Origin of the sequence: Evansella sp. AB-rgal1 (genome assembly GCF_041820985.1) — a bacterium.
In the GTDB taxonomy this organism is placed as follows: Bacteria; Bacillota; Bacilli; order Bacillales; family Salisediminibacteriaceae; genus Evansella.
Window position 1 is genome coordinate 38,409 of sequence record NZ_JBGUAU010000025.1, and the last position, 17,719, is coordinate 56,127.

Below are 17,719 nucleotides of genomic sequence, written 5' to 3' on the forward strand. Positions count from 1 at the left end.
ATATGATAGTAAAAGTAGGTGAAATAAGAAGTGAATTTATATGAGTTACAACAATTGTTTAAAAAATTTGGTACTTTTATTTATACTGGGCAAAAATTAGGGGATATTGAGATAATGGAAGATGAGCTTAAAGAACTTTATAGAATGGGGCTTATTGAGGATAAGATATATCGCGATGGTATACTTTTACTAATCCAAGAAAGACGAAAAGCAGAAAATGACGAAAAGTAGTCATTTTAATCATAGTATAACTACATTAACGCATGATACAATAGATGTTGGATTTTGAAATGGATGAAAAAGAGGTAGATACATATGGACAAACTATTAGTTGGAGTAGACATTGGCGGTACAACTGTCAAATTATCAATTATTGATATACATGGTGTTATGAAAACGAAATGGGAAATACCTACAAATACGAGTGAAGGTGGTACATTCATCGTAAGTGATATTGCCCATTCGGTGGAGGATAAATTAATAGCCTTACAAATAGAGAAAGACTCTGTACAGGGGATTGGAATTGGCGCACCAGGATTTATTGATGTAGGAAAAGGAATTATTTTTGAGGCAGTAAATATTGGATGGAAAAATTTTCATTTAAAAGATGAAATGGAAAAAGCAATTAATATTCCTACCTTTGTTGATAATGATGCTAATTTAGCAGCCGTCGGGGAGATGTGGCAGGGTGCCGGTCACGGAGCAAAGAACCTGCTTTGTGTAACCTTAGGTACAGGTGTAGGTGGTGGCATTATCGCAGGTGGAGAGATTATTCATGGAGAAAGTGGTATGGCGGGTGAAATCGGCCATATAACATCTGTAACTGAGAATGGTGCTCCGTGTAATTGCGGAAAGAAAGGTTGTTTAGAGACGGTGGCGTCTGCTACGGGGATTGCCCGTCTAGCAACTGAGTTACTATCAGAGTATTCTTCAAGTACTTTACAAGAAATATACAATCAAAATGGTACATTAACTTCGAAAGATGTTTTCGATGCTGCACAAGAAAAAGATGCCCTTGCAGTAAATGTTGTTAACCAATCAGCGAAATATCTAGGCTTTGCACTCGGCAACTTAGCGAATGCATTAAACCCAGAAACAATTGTTATTGGTGGTGGTGTTTCAAAAGCTGGCGATTCTCTAATAAATAGTATAAAAGAATATTTTAACAAATATGCCATCCCAAAAATTGCTAAAGAAACAGTCATTCGCACAGCTACATTAGGTAATGATGCAGGAGTTTATGGAGCAGCATGGTTAGCTAAACATAAATAATTAATTATACATTAACTGTTTAGTGTGTCTAAAAGGTATAAACCTTTTATGGGCACACTTTTTCTACTGAATAAGTAGGTTCATATTCTATAAAAAATATAGTACTTGTTCAATAAATGAGGTGTACGTTTCGTGAAACAAAATTTATTAGTGTTATTATTACCTTTCTCTGTAATGTTAGGACTTTTTCTATTTGGTTACTATACGATAAATCAAAGTCATTCTGTATTAAATGAAGAATTGGATTCCCATACATTGCTAGAGATAGATACGGAATTAGATAGTATGAATAACCTAATTGCAACTGTTAAATGGCAGTGGGAGGATTTTCCTACAGATGGTATCGTTGGAGAGGATATTCTCGAATTTATACTTCTAAACGAGTCAATGGAGCCTATTGAAATTTTTAGTAATGAAGGCGTTTTAACGTTATATCAATCATCAGATGTTGTGTACGAGACAGGAGAAGCATATAAAACAAACGAAGGAATTGCATTTAACTTTCCTAATACAATCAAAGATAATGTAATGCTTGGACCAAAAGGTGAAGCATTTATAATACTGGAAAATATCAGTGAAAGAGCAGTATTTATTGAGGTGAAGTACTATCATACGTGGGAGGAGTTTTCCAAGTATTCTCCTGGAAATTCCATTGTAGACTCCCTCAAGGAACAGGGATTAGATAATTACTTTTGGATTTTAGAAAGATCAATAAGATTACCATAATAAATGGGGAATTGAGGATTAATATAGATGGTAAGAGGTATGTCCTATCAAAAAGGTATTTTGTTTATTGGGAAAGAGCACTTAGCTAATTGTTCTAACGATAAAGGAAAACAATTTACAGTCCTACAAAAAGTAACGGTTCCTACTCTTTTCAAGGTAGGGAAACAGGCTTTTTTTTCAATGCCGTTATGGTACCATTTTACATTAAGTCTTATTATTCTGTTAACCTTAGTTCCTAGAATCTTTCAGTTTCTATTTAATACTACTTGGGTTGGAATTCCCTTGTTTACTCTTATTTTTTTTCTGATTGGTACACATTTTTGGTTTCCTAAGGAATTAAAAAAATATCATGGTGCGGAACACAAAGTATTTAGCTATAAGGGCACCATATCGATAAGAAATAAAAATAAAATCAAGGAAGCTGAAATTACTAATAGACATTGTTCTACAAATAGCATCTTACTTTACTTTGTAATTGTTTTCTTGCTATTTCCTTGCTTCTTACTATTTAGTAAATTTACAATAATAAAAGGGATAGATATTGCCGCAGTGGTAGCCGTTGTACTATGGCCTTTTACTTCGTATTGGATAAATCGTTCGAAAGTATCGTTTCTACAGAGGTTCATATTAAAGGGAAGCTATTGGTTACAACGGAATGTTACCACTGCTGAACCAGATGATCATCATATTATGACGGCAATAAGAGCTTATCGTAAGTTAGCATTAAAAGAATTCCCTAAGAAAGTCTTAACGATGAAGGAGAGAGTAACAATGGCAATCGCAGATGTGACAGTAATTCCTATTGGAACTAATACAACTAGTGTTTCGAGTGTAGTAGCAGAAATACATCGAGTATTAGAAGATACTGAGAAAGAAATTAAATATGAGCTTACCCCTATGAGTACTATCATTGAGGGGGAGTTATCGGTTTTGTTAGAGATAATAAAAGAAATTCATGAGGTTCCCTTCAAACTGGGCATTAATAGAGTTGCTACAAATGTTCGAATTGATGATAGAAGAGATAAAATAGTTACTATGGAGGATAAAAGAAACTCTGTTCAATCGAAGATGAATTCGATGAAATAAGACATAAGAAAAGGTGGCTTGTTTATTAAGAAAAACACAGCCACCTTTTTGAATATCATGTTTATACAGTACCGCCCGAGTTTGGGAATATAATAGAATACAAAGTCATAATAGAAAACCATCCAAAAACAGCGATTGTTAATGCTGCGTATCCTACAGCAAAAAAGTTTTTACGTTTTAATTCACGAACTAAACCAATTGCTGATAAGATTGTGATTAGTAGAAAAATAATTGCTAACTCCATTGTGAGAGCCTCCTTATAATATGTAATAACTAATTTTTCTTTAAACTCTAATAGTTTTTCTTCTAAGTAGTATAACCATAAAATACATTTTATATTTTACTGCTTTTTTTCCTGTTTGTCGAGTAAAACAGTGATGAAATCTCTTGAAGAGAGAAGTTGCAAGGTTTCTTCATACCATTGTAAAATATATGTACAACTAAAGGAGGGTATGCAAGTGAAGTGGAAGCAAATAGCATTAGGTCCGTTACAAACGAACGGTTACATTCTTTTTCAAGAAAATGGAACTGGAGTAATGATTGATCCAGGAGGAGATAGTGAAAAATTAATTCAACTGTTACATAGGGATGGGATAAAAATAAAAGGTATTCTTTTAACTCATGCTCATTTTGATCATATAGGAGCTGTAGATGATATAAGAAAGGAATTTGAAGCGCCTGTATATATCCACCAGAATGAAGCGGACTGGCTGAGTGATCCTAACCTAAATGGCTCTGGATTATTTTCTGGGATTGAAAAAATAATAATAGATAAACCTGACCGTTTACTTACGTCGGAAGCTCCTCTAAAAATTGAATCATTTGAATTTCAAATATATGAAACACCTGGACATTCACCAGGCAGTGTCTCTTTTTATATTCCTGAAGAAAAAATTATATTTTCTGGAGACGTACTGTTTCACGGTGGTGTTGGGAGAACAGATCTTCCAGGAGGAGACCATGAAACATTAATGAATACAATTCATAATAAAATGCTCTCGTTACCAGACGAAACAATAGTAGCTAATGGACATGGGCCTGTTACAACCATTGGACAAGAAAAGGAAATAAATCCGTTTATTAATGGATTTGGTTGGTGATACCTAAAATAGTATCGTAATAACTGTATTGATTTCTTTATTTTCGTATACATTAAGGATAGAAATGGAAATAAAGGAGGGCTATCTTCAATGGATATTACAATTATTGGATTGTCAATGGAGACAGTTGTTTTAATGTTATTGACTATTAGTATAGTAAGTTCAGGAGTAATGATCATTCTCTGGGCAAAACAACTTAAGAGTATGGATGATGTAGACGATAAACCATTTTCATTTTTAGACGAAGAAGAAGAGGACATATATACTTAGACCTTATGTAAGTGATTTTCATCATGGTGGATAAAAATACGTTATGAAGTTTTTAGTACCACTCATTTTCTATGGAATGAGCACAAGTCCACGAACTTCAATGGGAAGTAGAATAGAGGCGAGACAACATAGCGACGTAGTCGTGAAGGTGGCTCGGCAACTCCCTGCAGGAAAGGCATGGACTGGAGCGAATGGAAGTATAAACTAACAAGTTAGTAATACTAGATAGGTTTTACTAGCACTAACTCGCGTATTTTCAGGGTGGTACAAAGAGATGTATGGAAAATAAAAAAAATGACCTTCTATGGGGAACATAGAAGGTCGTTTGGGGAGTTAATCAAGTATCAATGAACTTTGAGGGGGGAGGGGGAACTCCCGAAGATCATTGTTCTACTGACATATTTATTATAATTGGACATTAACACTATGTCAACAGTGTTTAATGCGTATCGTTTTTTTAGTTCCTGCAATTTATATACTAAAACTGTTGTATTAAGGGAGAGTTTTATAAGTGGATATAAAACAGAAAATAAGTCTGAAAAAAAAGCCTTTAAGTTACTCAGACTATATTACAATAGCTTTATATGATGAAGATATTGGGTATTATATGAATTCGAATACAAAACTAGGGAAAGATGGTGATTTTTATACAAGTAATCATGTACACCCTGTTTTTCAAAAGACATTTGCAAAATTTTTTGTGGATATAATAAAAAAAGAGAACTTAACTCCAACTATTTGCGAATGGGGTGCTGGAGATGGACGATTTGCGTTTGAGGTTCTATCTTATTTACGAGACACAGAAAAAGATCTCTATAAGGAATGCACATATCTAATTATAGAAGCAAGTACATATCATCAGAGTATTTTAGAGGGAAAATTAGCTGACTTTTCAGGAAAATTTTCAGTTTTTCGTAATTTAGAAGAAGCGAAGGAACAATGGTCGACTTTTGAGGGAATAGTTTTTTCAAATGAGTTCTTTGATGCGTTGCCTGTCCATGTTGTCGAGAAAAAAGAAGATACATTGTGTGAAGTCATGGTAGATATTAACTCGCAAGGAGAATTGTCCGAGGTGTATAGTCCTTGTCAAAATGAAGAACTTCAGCACTGGTTGGAAGAGTATGGTCCAATGTTACCGAACAATCATCGTATGGAAGTTTGTTTACATATGAAAAAGTGGATATCCTTAATAGCTAATTGGATGACAAAAGGTATGATTGTCTCCGTTGACTATGGATACTCGAATGAGGAACTATTACAGAATGAAAGACGAGAAGGTTCCTTAAGAGGATATTACAAGCACCAGATGATTCACAATCCATTAGATTTTCCAGGGGAAATGGATTTAACACACCATATTCAATGGGATGCTTATCAACTACTTATGAAGAAAAATGGATTTGAAGAAGTTTTTCACAGTACACAAGACCAGTTTCTTTTAAAAGCTGGGTTATTTAGTTTTTTACAAGAAAACCAAAATCTAAATCCGTTTTCAGAGTCGTATAAACAAAATCGTGCAATACAGTCTCTCGTGTATCCAGGGGGGATTAGTAGTACGTTTCATGTAAGTATTCAAAGCATAAACCTGGAGAAAAAAGATAATTATAGCATGTTTAAAGATGATCCTTATCAGATCAATGAATAAGATTTTTATATACAATAAGCCCCTGAATACTAATGTATCAGGGGCTTATTATTTGATCAGAAGATTAATGTCCTCCGATGCCAGGAACTAAGAAGAATGTAGAGTATACAGTGAAACCTACGAAAAATAATGTTAAGTAGGCACCGAAAATATACACGTATGCTCTTTCAGATAGTTTTAAATAACTAAGTGCTAAAAAAGCACCTGTTTGTCCGAAGAACAGTATCGCCATTTCATTCATATTCCCAACCATAAACAAAACTGCAAAAATCCCAGTCCAGAAGCTAATAACACGGAACATACGATCCAAGACGCTTCCCTCCTTTATGTAGCTGTACCTTTATATAATATGTCTAAAATAGTACACTTTATTATAAAACGAATACAGCTTAATGTAAAATAGAAACTTTTTTACATGTGAGAAAGTTGAAACTTATTCATTTTTAGGTAGAACAATTGTTGTATACGTACAAGCCATTTCATTTTTTTGAAACATTCTCGACTCTTCCTTTAGCTTAATTTCACCAAAAAACAACTCGAAAATTCCATTTATCATTGCGTGGTGCATTTTACAAACTGCAAAGGTATTCTTAGCTATTTCTTTAAATGTGCAATTATAGATGCGGAAAACGATCTCATTTTTATCATCATCATAGTGAATTTCAGGATTTAGCCCTTGGTTTAAAGCTATTTTCTCAATAAATGTAACTTTTTCTTTTGGGTCCATTTGTTGTATATTTTGATCAAGCGACCCTAAGTATGACTTTGCTGACTCTAGACCAAATCGTCTTCCAGTTTCCACTAATGCCTCTTCACCAGCTTTCCCGAGAGATGCTAACGTTTCAATGGCAATCTCGGAAAGTCTCTGATAATCACGATATGGGAATTGGAGACTTACTACTTCTTCTGATAGATGATAGAAACGACTTGGTCTTCCACCTTTCCCTGTTTTTTTTGTATCGGATACTAGCATGTTAACATCTTCTAATTTTGTTAGATGAAGACGAGCAACGTTAGCATGTATTTTAAATGTATCTGCTATTTCTTGAACTGTTACATCACGATGTTGACGTGAAACATACTGATAAATTGAAAAGCGTGTAGGGTCTGATAATACACCGGTAATCTTTAAAGTCTGTTGTTCCATCACGATCCACTCCTATCATTAACTATTTCTTATTATAGTATAGGTAAAAATAGAAATAAATGCATTTTCAATTTATTAAACTGTTTTATATGAGAAAGTCATAAAATGTTCACGAAAGGATCTTAGGTATTTTTTGGAACATTTAGAATAATTTTTATGTTATAGTGGAAAAGTAGATGTTTAAAAGTAAAGGATTAGTGGAAAAGAAAGAGTAATTACTAATGATTTAAGAGAGGATGTTTCACATGAGTAAAATGGATACGAAGGATTTTTTAATTGGTACAGTTATTGGAGGAATTTTAGGTGCTTCTGCTGCAATGTTATTAGCTCCTAAGTCTGGGAAAGAACTACGATCTGATTTAAATGAGAAAGCTTCTACAGCAAAAGACAAAACAGTAGAATTTACAAATACAGCAATGGAAAAAGGGAATGAATATAGCCAATTAGCTAAAGAAAAGTCAGCACAATGGACACAAGTAGCGAAAGATCAATGGGATAAAGTAGCGGACAAGACCCAAACCGTGACGGAAAAAGTAACAAGCATAAGTGAAGAATTATCAAATGACATAAAAGAAATTGTGGAGAACCAAAAAGAAGAAGGAAAGCAATTGGCGGAGGAAGTAGTAAATGAAATAGAAGATACAAAAGAAAAATTGAAAGATGATCTAGAGGAAGTAAAAAATTAAATGGTAAATTAGCGTATTAAAAAAGTGTGACACATTGTCACACTTTTTTTAGTTGGAGTAAACCGTATTGTTTTGGAACTATTTTGGTTTACTCGGTATGTATTGGCTGGGATGGCAGGATTCGAACCTACGCATAACGAAGTCAAAGTCCGTTGCCTTACCACTTGGCTACATCCCATTGAATTAATGGAACAGTATATATGATTGCACGAAAAAAAAAAAATATACATTTTTTTTTTTTTGAAAAAAAGGATTCCTTAAAAACATGTCGAATTTGTTATTTGATTCACAATATAATTTTAAAAAATGGTGGTGGTATATGGAATGGATGTAGAAAAGAAAATAAAAGAAATTTTAACAACAGCTGTAAAGTTTCGTGCCTCAGATATTCACTTTGTACCAATGGAAAGAAATGCAGTTATCCGTTTTCGTATTGATGGTAACTTAGTTGAAATGGAAAAACTTCCAATATCGTTTATCGTAAAACTCATTAATCATCTAAAGTTCATCTCTAAAATGGATGTTGGTGAGCGTAGGCGTCCTCAAAATACGTCCATTGATATTTCGCTTGTAAATAAAACGTACTCCATTCGGCTTTCAACTTTTCCTTCAACAGCATATGAAACCCTTGTGATTCGTTTATTCCCCTATGAAAATCATCAATCTTTACATCAACTTTCTTTATTTCCTAAACAAGCAATAAAATTACTTAATATGATACGTGCTTCAAATGGGTTAATAATTATATGTGGCCCTACAGGAACTGGTAAGACAACAACATTATACTCTCTCCTCCACTCGAGCTTTTATGCTTGGAGACGGAATATAATTACATTGGAAGATCCAGTAGAACAGAAGCATGGGGATTTTTTACAAATGGAAATAAATGAACGAGCTGGTGTAACTTATGCCAGCGGTCTTCGTAGTCTCCTTCGACACGATCCAGACATTATTATGATTGGAGAAATAAGAGATGCAGAAACAGCTAAAATGGCTATAAGGTCTGCTTTAACAGGACATCTCGTTTTTTCCACTCTTCATAGTAAAAACTCTATTAGTGCTTTAAGAAGGTTACATGAATTAGGGATAAGTGTTATGGATTTGAAGGATACAGTAACGGGAATTGTGGCTCAACAATTAGTTAATATAGTTTGTCCATATTGTGGAAGCAGTTGTAGTAAATTTTGTAAAAGAGAACGCACAAGAAGGAGGGGAGCAATATATGAAATCTTGACAGACAATAATTTGAGAGATGCAATAGCTTGTTTAGATCACGATGGAAATCACGAGGGAGGAAAGTTGAAAATTACCACTTTAGATAATCTAGTTTGTAAAGGAATAGCATTAGGGTTTATTCCTGAAGATGAACATAGCATTCCTGAATGGGGTGGTAAAATTAAATGAAAAAAATATTTCGTAACGATTTAGAACGAAGCGATTGGCTTCTTCAGTTAGATGGGCTTTTACAGGAAGGGTTTAGTTTGTCTGAAGCACTTACTTTGTTAGCAACATACCAAACTGGAAAAAAGAAAGAGTGGTCTATTCACGTCTACGAATCATTATTAGATGGAAATGATTTTTCTAGCCAATTGTTACATGCTGGTTATACGCGTGAAGTAGTAAGTTCTATGTTTTTCTCGGAAAATTATGGTAATTTGCAAGAAGGGATCAAGAAGGGAGCGGGCATCCTAAAAAATAAATATGATTTAGTAAGTAAAGGTAAAAAACTATTACAGTACCCTGTTTTTTTAATAATTCTTTTGCTCGTATTGGTATCAATTTTAGCTGAAGGTGTATTCCCTCAATTTCAAGCCTTTTTTCAGTCGAACAATCAGCACCTACCGTGGATTACTCAGTTGGTAATTTCTACCGTTACATTCTTCCAATTTCCTTTTTTATTATACTTTCTATTGGTATGTTTTCTTATAGCGGCTTGTCTGAAAAAAACGTCCATTCATAACAAAAGGAATATTTTGCTTAAAATACCAATAATCAAAGATATTATGAAAACCGTATACACGTACCATTTTGTTTCTCAATTATCCCCAATTCTAAAAAGTGGACTGTCTTTATTTGAATCATTGAAACTATTAGAGAAGAACTCGAAAGTAGCATTTATCCAAAGTGAGTCTTCCGTTTTATTACAAGAACTAAGGCAAGGTACTCCTTTCTCAGAAAGTGTACTTAATCGTGGGATGTATGAAACACAATTACCGGCAATGATTCGTCTAGGAGAAGCAAAAGGTAGTGTAGGTGATGAGTTGGAAAGATACGGAAACTTTTTGATGAGGAAATTATATGAACGTTCAGAACGAGTTTTAATTGTCATGCAGCCTCTTATATATGGAATAATAGGTTTTATTGTGATGGTGTTATTCTTGTCCATGATGATGCCAATATTTAATATAGTAGATAGCTGGTAAGAAAAGGATTAAAAAACCCTCCCTAGTGAGAACTAAGGAGGTCATGTTTAAAAATATTTTTCACTCATTTCCGACTCTTGTAATTTCATCTTTTAAACTACTTTCGCTTACCCATTTTAATAAATTCAATTCTTTTAAAGTGAGTGTTCTGCCTAACCCATCCTTGAATTCTTTTGTTAATTCCGTATAGAGCTGTTGATTAAGCAATAACTTCCCCCCAATACAGTTGTTTTGAGTAATTGAATGTAAGTAATATTTATTATTTATTATAGCGTAAATAGTATTAAAATGATATAAATTATCGTTAATTTATAATCACATCTTCTAATTTTCATAATATGAAAGGGGTTTATTTTAATGAATATGATAAAGAAATTTCTAACCAAATGGAGAAGAAATGAGTCAGGCTTCACATTAATTGAAATGATGATAGTGTTGGTTATCATTTCTACCCTACTTTTAATTGCAGTACCAAATTTATCAAAAAATCAGGATCTTGCTAATAATAAGGGGTGCGAAGCAACGAAAGACCTAATTCGAGCTCAATTAATTTCCTATGAGATAGAAAAGAACATAAAAGTTACTGATTTGGAAGTCTTAGTAACTGAAGAGTATGTCGATACAATTATCTGCCCAAATAGTAGTACGAAACTAACGTTAGCGGACTTGTCGAAAAAAAGATGATTCGAATGAAAGATCATGGCTATACATTATTGGAGATCCTCGTAGTTCTTTTCCTTTTGTCAATTATCCTCCTGATATCTATTCCTAATTTTACTAGATCTATAAATAATAATGATGTAAATTACTTTTTTGAACAATTGGAAAAGGACTTGTATTCAACTCAAATGAAGGCTATATCAGAAAGTCTAACATTGCGTTTTCTCTTTTCAAACGATACTTCCAAATACACAATTGTACAAGGGATAACACCTTTAGAAGAAAGGCAATTTCCGAAAGGAATGATAGTAGAGAAAGGAACGTTAGGATTAAATGATTTGCGTTTTTTACCTGTAGGCACACTTTCAAACTCTGGCTCAATATTTTTTTATTATAAGGAGGATAGGTATGAACTCATTTTTCAATTTGTGAGAGGGCGATTTTATATTGAAAAAAGATAGTGGTTTTTCTTTCATTGAAATAATGATTTCTCTTGTTATATTTTCAGCGACAGTTTCTATCATTATTCCAGCTATTGTAAAAGTACAGGAAGAACGTCAGAGTATTAGAGAAGAACGATTGGCTGAAGAAATAATTCAACTAGTAATGTATCGAACTTACGTGGAGAAAGTGCCTTTTTTAAAAGAGGTTCATGTGAAACATGGAGTAACTTATTCCATTAACGTATCGGAGACCCCAAACTTAGATGGCTTATGTATTTCTTGGGAAGGAGAAAATAGAAGAGAATATGAAAGATGTTTATATAAACAAAAGAAGTGAGTCCGGTATGACACTTATAGAATGTTTGATTAGTATATCCATTTTCTTTCTGATCATTTCTATGATTCCCAATGTATATTCCGTTTGGAGACAAGGGGAAGAAAAGAAAATAATATACGAGGAAAAAGTGCTCTTTCTCTTACAATTACAATTGGATTTTCGTAATTCAACAGCATATTGGATTAATACAAATGAGACAATTCTCTACTTTAGTAGACCTTCTGATAATGCTACCGTACAATATGAATTATATGAAGATAAAGTAAGAAGAAGGGTTAATAGAACAGGTCACGAAGTTTTTTTACAGCATGTTAAACGAATAAAATGGAAACAAACAGTTTCAGGTTTGTTGATAACATTAGAAGGCATAGATGGATATGTTTATGAGGATTATTTATTTCATCCTAAATTTGTGGGGGAAATAAGATGAACATTGTAAAACAATCGAAAGGATATGCCTTATTAATTACCATATTTATCATGTTTCTTTTGTCTTCAACCTTTATGCATTATGTTTCCATTTATAGAATGGAAAAGTCTTTTCTTGAAATGGAGCAGGATTGGAATAATCATAATCATTTACTAATGACTGCTATGCAAGAGGTGTTATTATTAAAAGAACATGATCGCGGAAATCTAGTTGCAGGGAACATAGATTTACAAACAGGAACTGTGAATTACCAAATTGTCTCTAACTCTACAATAGAAAATACTATCTTTCTTTATGTAAAAACAAATGAAGGACAATATCGAGGCGCAAAGTTTACTTATAATAATCACACTGGTGAAATATCAAATTGGGTTGAGGGAGCACATATAAAATGAAAAAGGATATTATTTATTTGATTGGTTTCATGGGTTCAGGAAAGACAACGATTGGTAAAGCATTTTCAGTACTGCAAGGTTACACTTTTATAGATCTTGATGAATTTATAAAAGCAAAGCATGGAATGGAAATTCCTCAAATATTTAAAACTTTCGGAGAACAGGTTTTTCGAGAATGGGAAACTACTGCATTGAAAGAATGTAGTAAAATGGAGAAAGTGCTTATCGCTACTGGTGGAGGAATTATTGAAAATCAACGTAATTTTGATGTAATGAATCGTAATGGAGTCATTATTTATTTAAAAGCTGATTTTGATACAATTTATGAACGAATAAAACATGATTCCAATCGGCCAATCACACAAGAAGGATTAGAAGGTTTAAAGAAACGCTTTAATTTAAGATTACCTAAATATGAACAGGCTAAATTCACAATAGATACTGAAACTAAGTCCATTCAACAGACAGTAAGGGAGCTACAAGAAAAAATGGATGTATAAGATTTATTAGTATTTGGAAAAGATAGTAAAGAGACTATTTTGAAGAGAGTGTGATTAGGTTGAAAACCAATGATTACATTAAATATGTAACTCAACAGTTTGTATCCTATGTTGATCAACCACGAGATGAGAAGATTGCAAAAAGGAAAGAACGGAAAAATAGTAAAATCCCGAAATCCCAAAGTATGTTTGGGTTAATTCCTTTTGCTATATCTCAGTCAGTTAGTAAGTGGAAAAAATCTTATAAATAGTAGAAGTCATACAACAATGGTAGGTACGTATTGGATTTATCCAGTTTACGTACCTATTTTCTATATAGGAAGGCCTTCCAACCTTTGTAACCACCCTCATACGAATCTATCGCAAAGGGTGGTTGTGAATATAAAATAAACCACCGTTAATAATAGAAATCTCAACTTTTGGTTCATATTGTGATTTTATAGCTTCCCTTTCTTGATAATATGATTCTGGTTTTTCATCTTCATCATCATAGAAAGCAGATAATAACTGTTCATCCTTCTTTAAACGATTCATTGCTTCCAATGCCCACGTATGATCCTCTTTTTCTATCTCATTCATTAAGTGTGCTTTCATTCGTTCTATACCAGATTTAGGTTTAATAATGGGACTTACTGTAAAACAGTAATTTGGTATTTTTTCCACGAAGTTTCGATGAGAAATTTTATCATGCATATCACGAATCATTTCTCCTGTAATGAGGCTTAAGCCAATAGAAAAGAATTGATCTTTTTTATGGTCACACCGATATGACACGGAACCGTTAAGAAGAAGCCAAGGTCTAAGTGGTTCTGTTGCACCCGTGGTCTGAATTGATTCGTATAGTAGCGATTTGCTACCTAACTCTTTGGAAGTCTGGAAAATTTGATGAAGACGAGGAGAGCCAAAGTGAATAAGCTCTCCCTTTACATCTTCAGGAGCACTATTTGTGTTTGTAATTAAGGTTAGTCTCATTGGGTTAGGTATACCGTTTATTTTTTCAAGATAGTGCCAGTAGAACGGACGATTCATTAATGCTTTATCCATGTCAATTGATAACTGTATGTGTAAGTGACCATCTGATTCTTCAAGAATTTCACTTTCATTTTCAATAAAAAAATGCTTTATATAATCGTGAATCTCCGTTTGATTCATTGAATATACATCCTTTCTAACGGGCAATGATGGATGATAAATTGTCCATTTTTACTCTTATTTCTCCTTCAGATTCTGAGTGAAGAAGAATATTTGATACATGTTCTTCAAGTTGGTTATCTGCAAATTTCTCGAGAATATCGTCTAGTTTTCCAATAACCCCTTCAAAAAGACCAATCTTCTTATACAATAATTGTAAGATGTGATCTTCAATTGTACTTTGTACTGCGAAGTTATATATTTCTACGTCTTTATCTTGCCCAAGTCGATGAATTCGTCCTATTCTCTGTTCAATCCTCATAGGATTCCATGGCAAATCGTAATTGATCATCCGGTGACAGAACTGTAAATTAATCCCCTCGCCACCAGCTTCTGTAGCTATAAGAACTTGTGCCTGATCCTTAAAGAGCTGCTTCATCCAATCCTTTTTGCTTCTTTTAAATCCTCCTCTGAAAGGTACCGATCGAATTCCATGCTGTGCTAGATACCATTGTAAAAAAAGTTGTGTAGCTCGATACTCCGTAAATATGATTACTTTTTCATCGGATTGCTGAATTAGAGACAATACCTTCTCTGCTTTTGAATTGGTAGTTACAGCATTAATCTTTTCTGCAATAGATTGCAAGTCATTCATAATGCTGGGATAACTTTGGTACTGCTCCATTAGGTTTTTTAATGTCATGAAGGCCGCTTCTCTACTGGAGCAAACTTCTCGTTGTAAGGTTAATGTTGTAAAGGAAATCCCTTGTCCAGCGTCTCCGCTGTTTCTACTGTATATGTTCTTTAATTCACTTACAGCATCATATAATTGTCTTTCTTCAGGAGTAAATGTAATTGGTACTGTTTCCACTTTCCGTTTTGGCCAATTCATACCGGAATCAGATCTTCTATTTCGAATCATCACCTTTTGAATCAATTCATTCAACTGTTCATGGTCTTCTTCATTTTTGTATTTTTCTTCGAAGCTAGATTCATCGCCCAAATATCCTGGTTTTAATAAAGAAATTAAATGGAACACTTCACTTAATCGGTTTTGTACAGGGGTAGCAGTTAAAAGAAGACAAAATTTCTTCTTTAAACTTCGAACAAATTGATAATTTTTTGTGTTTTTGTTTTTTAATTTATGAGCTTCATCCACGATGATAAAGTCGTAATCAATATCTTGAATAACAGAAGCGTGTGGCTCTCGTTTTGCTGTATCAATTGATGTTACAGTGATATCCACATGCTCCCATGCAGGACGTTTTCGTTGCTCTATTGCCGGTATAAAGAATTTTTCATTTAATTCTCTGCACCATTGGGTAACGAGAGAAGCCGGAACTAAAATTAGTACTTTTTTTACAAGACCACGTATCATATATTCTTTTAATATTAGTCCAGCTTCTATTGTTTTTCCTAAACCCACTTCATCTGCTAAAACAGCCTTACCATTCATCTTTTCAATAACTGTTTGCGCAGTTTCATACTGGTGAGGGTAAATTGTTAAGTCGGGTAGATGCTTTGTTGCCACTAGTCCATGGAAATTTTCGATCAACTTCTTTTTTCCTGCAGTTAAAGCCATGTTGTACTTTGACCAATTCCCTAGTCCTCGGTTGTTTTCAATAGAGTCTAGAAATTGATCTGTCCAGTCCTCATCAAACTTTATACTAGGTATCATTCCCACTTCCTCCTTTCAGAAGTAAAAGCCCTTATCCTTGTAGTGTAGTCATATTTTCGTTAATCTAAAAGAAAGAATGCAATATAATTTCGTTAAAAAGAGTTCCTTTTAGTAACAGAAACTTTGAAAAAAGAAAAAGTGTATTGCCAGGAAAAAAAGAAAAGTGGTAACATGTAAAATAGAGGATGATAATCTTTTTTAGTATGGACGTATTTGTTAACAAACATGTAAGGACTACTTAATATTGCGAATGATTTTAAGGGGAGAGATCGTTCTATATAGAACGACGCCGAAGGAGCAAGTGGAATTCCATGAATCTCTCAGGCAAAAAGACTCTTATTTGACGCACCTCTGGAAAGAGCTCGTTTACTCGGGCCACCCAAGGGGCAACCTTTTTTATGGCTAGACGAGATAATAGGTACTGTTTAATCTTAGTAAACTAGAAAATCGCGACACGCGATACAATCATTAGTTGCTATCATCAAATTTAGCCTACATAAAAAAAGGAAAAACTCTCAGGTAAGAAAGACAGAGACATGCTTATACTACATTGTAGGCATGTCTCTGTCTTTTTTGCCTATTTTTGTGTAAAAGGAGTAATTCACGGGTTCGAATACGCTTGTCTATTTGTCATCTTTTATCATTTTATTGGTTCTTATTATTATGGAGGTGGAACAATTGTCAGGTTATAAAACGCCTTTATACGATGTTTATGCACAGTATAATGGAAAAACGATTGATTTTGGGGGATGGGACCTTCCTGTTCAATTTTCAAGTATTAAAGAAGAGCATGAAGCTGTCCGTACGAAAGCGGGATTATTTGATGTATCTCATATGGGGGAGATTGAGGTAAAAGGAAAAGATGCATTAGCTTTCCTTCAAAAAGTCCTTACAAATAATGTCGCTAAAGTGAAAGATAATGCTTGTCAATATTCAGCGATGTGTTATGAAAATGGTGGAACAGTAGATGATCTGGTTTTGTATAAACGTGGGCAAGAGGATTATTTACTTGTTGTTAACGCCTCTAATATAGGAAAAGACTTTGAATGGTTAAAAAGTCATGTTACTAGTAATGTAGAAGTTACGAATGTTTCAAATAGTTATGCACAGATAGCAGTTCAAGGACCATTAGCCGAGAAGATTACTCAGAAACTAACATCAACAAATTTATCTGAAATAACATTCTTTAAGTTTAAAGAGGGCGTATTGTTAGCGGACAAGAGCGTGCTCATTTCCCGAACAGGATACACGGGGGAGGATGGATTTGAGATATATTGTAATCCGGATGATGCGATAATTCTATGGAATTCCATATTGAATGCAGGAAAAGACGAGGGAATTGTACCTTGTGGGCTAGGAGCAAGGGATACCCTTCGATTTGAAGCACGCTTACCGCTATATGGGCAAGAACTAACGAAAGACATCACTCCTATAGAAGCAGCGATTGGTTTTGCGGTAAAAACGGATAAAGAAGAAGACTTCTTAGGGAAAGAAGTATTAAAAGAACAAAAAGAAGGTGGACCATCTCGAAAGCTTGTAGGAATTGAAATGATTGATAAAGGGATTCCTAGAACGGATTATGAAGTGTTTAAGGATGGGGAAAAAATAGGTTTTGTTACTACTGGAACTCAATCACCTACATTAAAGAAGAATATAGGGTTAGCTATATTGAATAAGGAATTCACTGCATTAGATACAGAAGTAGAGGTACAAGTACGTAAGCGTCTTTTAAAAGCAAAGGTAGTAGCTACACCATTTTATAAGCGTTCCAATTAACATGCTATAAAACA

24 protein-coding genes, 1 tRNA gene, 1 pseudogene and 1 riboswitch are annotated in these 17,719 nt (G+C 33.9%); of the genes and pseudogenes, 19 read left to right on the top strand and 7 right to left on the bottom strand.

Going from position 1 to position 17,719, the window contains the following annotated elements:
* The first annotated feature begins 30 nt into the window (after nucleotides 1-30).
* The 5 genes and pseudogenes from ACERII_RS18925 to ACERII_RS18945 all read left to right on the top strand — a co-directional run bounded on the left by ACERII_RS18925 (nucleotide 31) and on the right by ACERII_RS18945 (nucleotide 3,084).
* Nucleotides 31-231 carry a YqgQ family protein gene (locus ACERII_RS18925; RefSeq protein WP_373644366.1) on the top strand — a complete coding sequence of 67 codons (201 nt, stop codon included), beginning with the start codon at nucleotides 31-33 and terminating at the stop codon, nucleotides 229-231.
* Between the two features lie 84 nt (nucleotides 232-315).
* Entirely contained in the window at nucleotides 316-1,272 is a 957-nt protein-coding gene (locus ACERII_RS18930; protein ID WP_373644368.1) for an ROK family glucokinase, read from the top strand.
* A gap of 132 nt (nucleotides 1,273-1,404) precedes the next feature.
* Entirely contained in the window at nucleotides 1,405-1,998 is a 594-nt protein-coding gene (locus ACERII_RS18935) for a hypothetical protein (RefSeq protein WP_373644370.1), read from the top strand.
* 39 nt (nucleotides 1,999-2,037) lie between these two features.
* Nucleotides 2,038-2,706: pseudogene (locus ACERII_RS18940) on the top strand (DUF1385 domain-containing protein); the annotation flags it as partial.
* A 63-nt stretch (nucleotides 2,707-2,769) separates the two neighbouring features.
* Nucleotides 2,770-3,084, top strand: coding sequence for an MTH1187 family thiamine-binding protein (locus ACERII_RS18945; RefSeq protein ID WP_373644431.1), 315 nt, complete (start codon nucleotides 2,770-2,772; stop codon nucleotides 3,082-3,084).
* 61 nt (nucleotides 3,085-3,145) lie between these two features.
* On the opposite strand, the gene ACERII_RS18950 is transcribed toward ACERII_RS18945, so the two are convergent.
* Nucleotides 3,146-3,328 (bottom strand): DUF2759 domain-containing protein, encoded by a 183-nt coding sequence (locus ACERII_RS18950; protein ID WP_373644372.1) that lies wholly within the window; start codon nucleotides 3,326-3,328, stop codon nucleotides 3,146-3,148.
* A gap of 214 nt (nucleotides 3,329-3,542) precedes the next feature.
* On the opposite strand from ACERII_RS18950, the gene ACERII_RS18955 reads away from it, so the two are divergent.
* From ACERII_RS18955 to ACERII_RS18965, 3 genes are all read left to right on the top strand, one after another.
* A complete protein-coding gene (locus ACERII_RS18955; RefSeq protein WP_373644373.1) occupies nucleotides 3,543-4,184 on the top strand; it encodes an MBL fold metallo-hydrolase in 642 nt (213 codons plus the stop codon).
* A gap of 90 nt (nucleotides 4,185-4,274) precedes the next feature.
* Complete coding sequence (locus tag ACERII_RS18960; protein ID WP_373644375.1) at nucleotides 4,275-4,454, top strand: hypothetical protein; 180 nt, start codon at nucleotides 4,275-4,277, stop codon at nucleotides 4,452-4,454.
* A gap of 511 nt (nucleotides 4,455-4,965) precedes the next feature.
* Nucleotides 4,966-6,099 (top strand): SAM-dependent methyltransferase, encoded by a 1,134-nt coding sequence (locus ACERII_RS18965; protein WP_373644377.1) that lies wholly within the window; start codon nucleotides 4,966-4,968, stop codon nucleotides 6,097-6,099.
* Nucleotides 6,100-6,163: 64 nt separating this feature from the next.
* Here the strand turns inward: ACERII_RS18965 and ACERII_RS18970 are convergent, their stop codons facing one another.
* Together ACERII_RS18970 and ACERII_RS18975 are read right to left on the bottom strand one after the other, a co-directional pair.
* Nucleotides 6,164-6,409 (bottom strand): DUF2626 domain-containing protein, encoded by a 246-nt coding sequence (locus ACERII_RS18970; RefSeq protein WP_373644378.1) that lies wholly within the window; start codon nucleotides 6,407-6,409, stop codon nucleotides 6,164-6,166.
* Nucleotides 6,410-6,532: 123 nt separating this feature from the next.
* Nucleotides 6,533-7,246 (bottom strand): helix-turn-helix transcriptional regulator, encoded by a 714-nt coding sequence (locus tag ACERII_RS18975; RefSeq protein ID WP_373644380.1) that lies wholly within the window; start codon nucleotides 7,244-7,246, stop codon nucleotides 6,533-6,535.
* 245 nt (nucleotides 7,247-7,491) lie between these two features.
* Between ACERII_RS18975 and ACERII_RS18980 the strand changes: the two genes are divergently transcribed.
* Nucleotides 7,492-7,932: a YtxH domain-containing protein gene (locus tag ACERII_RS18980; RefSeq protein WP_373644382.1), complete on the top strand. Its 441-nt coding sequence runs from the start codon at nucleotides 7,492-7,494 to the stop codon at nucleotides 7,930-7,932.
* 103 nt (nucleotides 7,933-8,035) lie between these two features.
* Here the strand turns inward: ACERII_RS18980 and ACERII_RS18985 are convergent.
* Nucleotides 8,036-8,110: transfer RNA gene (locus ACERII_RS18985), tRNA-Gln, on the bottom strand.
* Between the two features lie 146 nt (nucleotides 8,111-8,256).
* On the opposite strand from ACERII_RS18985, the gene comGA reads away from it, so the two are divergent.
* Both comGA and comGB read left to right on the top strand, forming a co-directional pair.
* Nucleotides 8,257-9,336, top strand: coding sequence for a competence type IV pilus ATPase ComGA (gene comGA, locus ACERII_RS18990; protein ID WP_373644384.1), 1,080 nt, complete (start codon nucleotides 8,257-8,259; stop codon nucleotides 9,334-9,336).
* Nucleotides 9,333-10,355 (top strand): competence type IV pilus assembly protein ComGB, encoded by a 1,023-nt coding sequence (comGB, locus tag ACERII_RS18995; RefSeq protein WP_373644386.1) that lies wholly within the window; start codon nucleotides 9,333-9,335, stop codon nucleotides 10,353-10,355. The genes comGA and comGB overlap by 4 nt, the downstream gene beginning before the upstream one ends.
* 60 nt (nucleotides 10,356-10,415) lie before the next feature.
* On the opposite strand, the gene ACERII_RS19000 is transcribed toward comGB, so the two are convergent.
* The gene (locus tag ACERII_RS19000) at nucleotides 10,416-10,562 is read right to left on the bottom strand and encodes a hypothetical protein (protein ID WP_373644388.1); all 147 of its coding nucleotides are present in this window, start codon (nucleotides 10,560-10,562) and stop codon (nucleotides 10,416-10,418) included.
* A 150-nt stretch (nucleotides 10,563-10,712) separates the two neighbouring features.
* Here ACERII_RS19000 and comGC point away from each other — a divergent pair, with 150 nt between their 5' ends.
* The 7 genes from comGC to ACERII_RS19035 are packed head-to-tail and all read left to right on the top strand — an operon-like array spanning nucleotide 10,713 to nucleotide 13,371.
* The gene (gene comGC / locus ACERII_RS19005) at nucleotides 10,713-11,039 is read left to right on the top strand and encodes a competence type IV pilus major pilin ComGC (protein ID WP_373644389.1); all 327 of its coding nucleotides are present in this window, start codon (nucleotides 10,713-10,715) and stop codon (nucleotides 11,037-11,039) included.
* Between the two features lie 5 nt (nucleotides 11,040-11,044).
* On the top strand, nucleotides 11,045-11,476 hold the full coding sequence (gene comGD / locus ACERII_RS19010; protein WP_373644390.1) for a competence type IV pilus minor pilin ComGD: 432 nt from the start codon (nucleotides 11,045-11,047) through the stop codon (nucleotides 11,474-11,476).
* Nucleotides 11,463-11,795 (top strand): type II secretion system protein, encoded by a 333-nt coding sequence (locus ACERII_RS19015; RefSeq protein WP_373644391.1) that lies wholly within the window; start codon nucleotides 11,463-11,465, stop codon nucleotides 11,793-11,795. The genes comGD and ACERII_RS19015 overlap by 14 nt, the downstream gene beginning before the upstream one ends.
* 7 nt (nucleotides 11,796-11,802) lie before the next feature.
* On the top strand, nucleotides 11,803-12,225 hold the full coding sequence (locus ACERII_RS19020; RefSeq protein ID WP_373644392.1) for a ComGF family competence protein: 423 nt from the start codon (nucleotides 11,803-11,805) through the stop codon (nucleotides 12,223-12,225).
* A complete protein-coding gene (gene comGG, locus ACERII_RS19025; RefSeq protein WP_373644393.1) occupies nucleotides 12,222-12,620 on the top strand; it encodes a competence type IV pilus minor pilin ComGG in 399 nt (132 codons plus the stop codon). Before ACERII_RS19020 ends, comGG begins: the two co-directional genes overlap by 4 nt.
* Nucleotides 12,617-13,120 (top strand): shikimate kinase, encoded by a 504-nt coding sequence (locus tag ACERII_RS19030; RefSeq protein ID WP_373644394.1) that lies wholly within the window; start codon nucleotides 12,617-12,619, stop codon nucleotides 13,118-13,120. Before comGG ends, ACERII_RS19030 begins: the two co-directional genes overlap by 4 nt.
* A gap of 59 nt (nucleotides 13,121-13,179) precedes the next feature.
* Nucleotides 13,180-13,371, top strand: a complete 192-nt coding sequence (locus ACERII_RS19035) for a YqzE family protein (RefSeq protein WP_373644395.1) — start codon at nucleotides 13,180-13,182, stop codon at nucleotides 13,369-13,371.
* A 106-nt stretch (nucleotides 13,372-13,477) separates the two neighbouring features.
* Here the strand turns inward: ACERII_RS19035 and ACERII_RS19040 are convergent, their stop codons facing one another.
* Together ACERII_RS19040 and ACERII_RS19045 are read right to left on the bottom strand one after the other, a co-directional pair.
* A complete protein-coding gene (locus ACERII_RS19040) occupies nucleotides 13,478-14,272 on the bottom strand; it encodes a YqhG family protein (RefSeq protein WP_373644396.1) in 795 nt (264 codons plus the stop codon).
* 16 nt (nucleotides 14,273-14,288) lie between these two features.
* Nucleotides 14,289-15,929 carry a DEAD/DEAH box helicase gene (locus ACERII_RS19045; RefSeq protein WP_373644397.1) on the bottom strand — a complete coding sequence of 547 codons (1,641 nt, stop codon included), beginning with the start codon at nucleotides 15,927-15,929 and terminating at the stop codon, nucleotides 14,289-14,291.
* Nucleotides 15,930-16,179: 250 nt separating this feature from the next.
* Nucleotides 16,180-16,275, top strand: a riboswitch (glycine riboswitch).
* Between the two features lie 332 nt (nucleotides 16,276-16,607).
* On the opposite strand from ACERII_RS19045, the gene gcvT reads away from it, so the two are divergent.
* Complete coding sequence (gcvT, locus tag ACERII_RS19050; protein WP_373644398.1) at nucleotides 16,608-17,705, top strand: glycine cleavage system aminomethyltransferase GcvT; 1,098 nt, start codon at nucleotides 16,608-16,610, stop codon at nucleotides 17,703-17,705.
* The last annotated feature ends 14 nt before the right edge of the window (nucleotides 17,706-17,719 follow it).

What these genes read in the sequence shown, in the direction of transcription:
- ACERII_RS18930 (WP_373644368.1), top strand. Translation starts at nt 316, where the DNA reads ATGGACAAACTATTAGTTGGAGTAGACATTGGCGGTACAACTGTCAAA.
- ACERII_RS18945 (WP_373644431.1), top strand. Translation starts at nt 2,770, where the DNA reads ATGGCAATCGCAGATGTGACAGTAATTCCTATTGGAACTAATACAACT.
- ACERII_RS18950 (WP_373644372.1), bottom strand. Translation starts at nt 3,328, where the DNA reads ATGGAGTTAGCAATTATTTTTCTACTAATCACAATCTTATCAGCAATT.
- ACERII_RS18960 (WP_373644375.1), top strand. Translation starts at nt 4,275, where the DNA reads ATGGATATTACAATTATTGGATTGTCAATGGAGACAGTTGTTTTAATG.
- ACERII_RS18975 (WP_373644380.1), bottom strand. Translation starts at nt 7,246, where the DNA reads ATGGAACAACAGACTTTAAAGATTACCGGTGTATTATCAGACCCTACA.
- ACERII_RS18980 (WP_373644382.1), top strand. Translation starts at nt 7,492, where the DNA reads ATGAGTAAAATGGATACGAAGGATTTTTTAATTGGTACAGTTATTGGA.
- comGA (WP_373644384.1), top strand. Translation starts at nt 8,257, where the DNA reads ATGGATGTAGAAAAGAAAATAAAAGAAATTTTAACAACAGCTGTAAAG.
- comGB (WP_373644386.1), top strand. Translation starts at nt 9,333, where the DNA reads ATGAAAAAAATATTTCGTAACGATTTAGAACGAAGCGATTGGCTTCTT.
- comGC (WP_373644389.1), top strand. Translation starts at nt 10,713, where the DNA reads ATGAATATGATAAAGAAATTTCTAACCAAATGGAGAAGAAATGAGTCA.
- comGD (WP_373644390.1), top strand. Translation starts at nt 11,045, where the DNA reads ATGAAAGATCATGGCTATACATTATTGGAGATCCTCGTAGTTCTTTTC.
- ACERII_RS19020 (WP_373644392.1), top strand. Translation starts at nt 11,803, where the DNA reads ATGACACTTATAGAATGTTTGATTAGTATATCCATTTTCTTTCTGATC.
- comGG (WP_373644393.1), top strand. Translation starts at nt 12,222, where the DNA reads ATGAACATTGTAAAACAATCGAAAGGATATGCCTTATTAATTACCATA.
- ACERII_RS19030 (WP_373644394.1), top strand. Translation starts at nt 12,617, where the DNA reads ATGAAAAAGGATATTATTTATTTGATTGGTTTCATGGGTTCAGGAAAG.
- ACERII_RS19040 (WP_373644396.1), bottom strand. Translation starts at nt 14,272, where the DNA reads ATGAATCAAACGGAGATTCACGATTATATAAAGCATTTTTTTATTGAA.
- ACERII_RS19045 (WP_373644397.1), bottom strand. Translation starts at nt 15,929, where the DNA reads ATGATACCTAGTATAAAGTTTGATGAGGACTGGACAGATCAATTTCTA.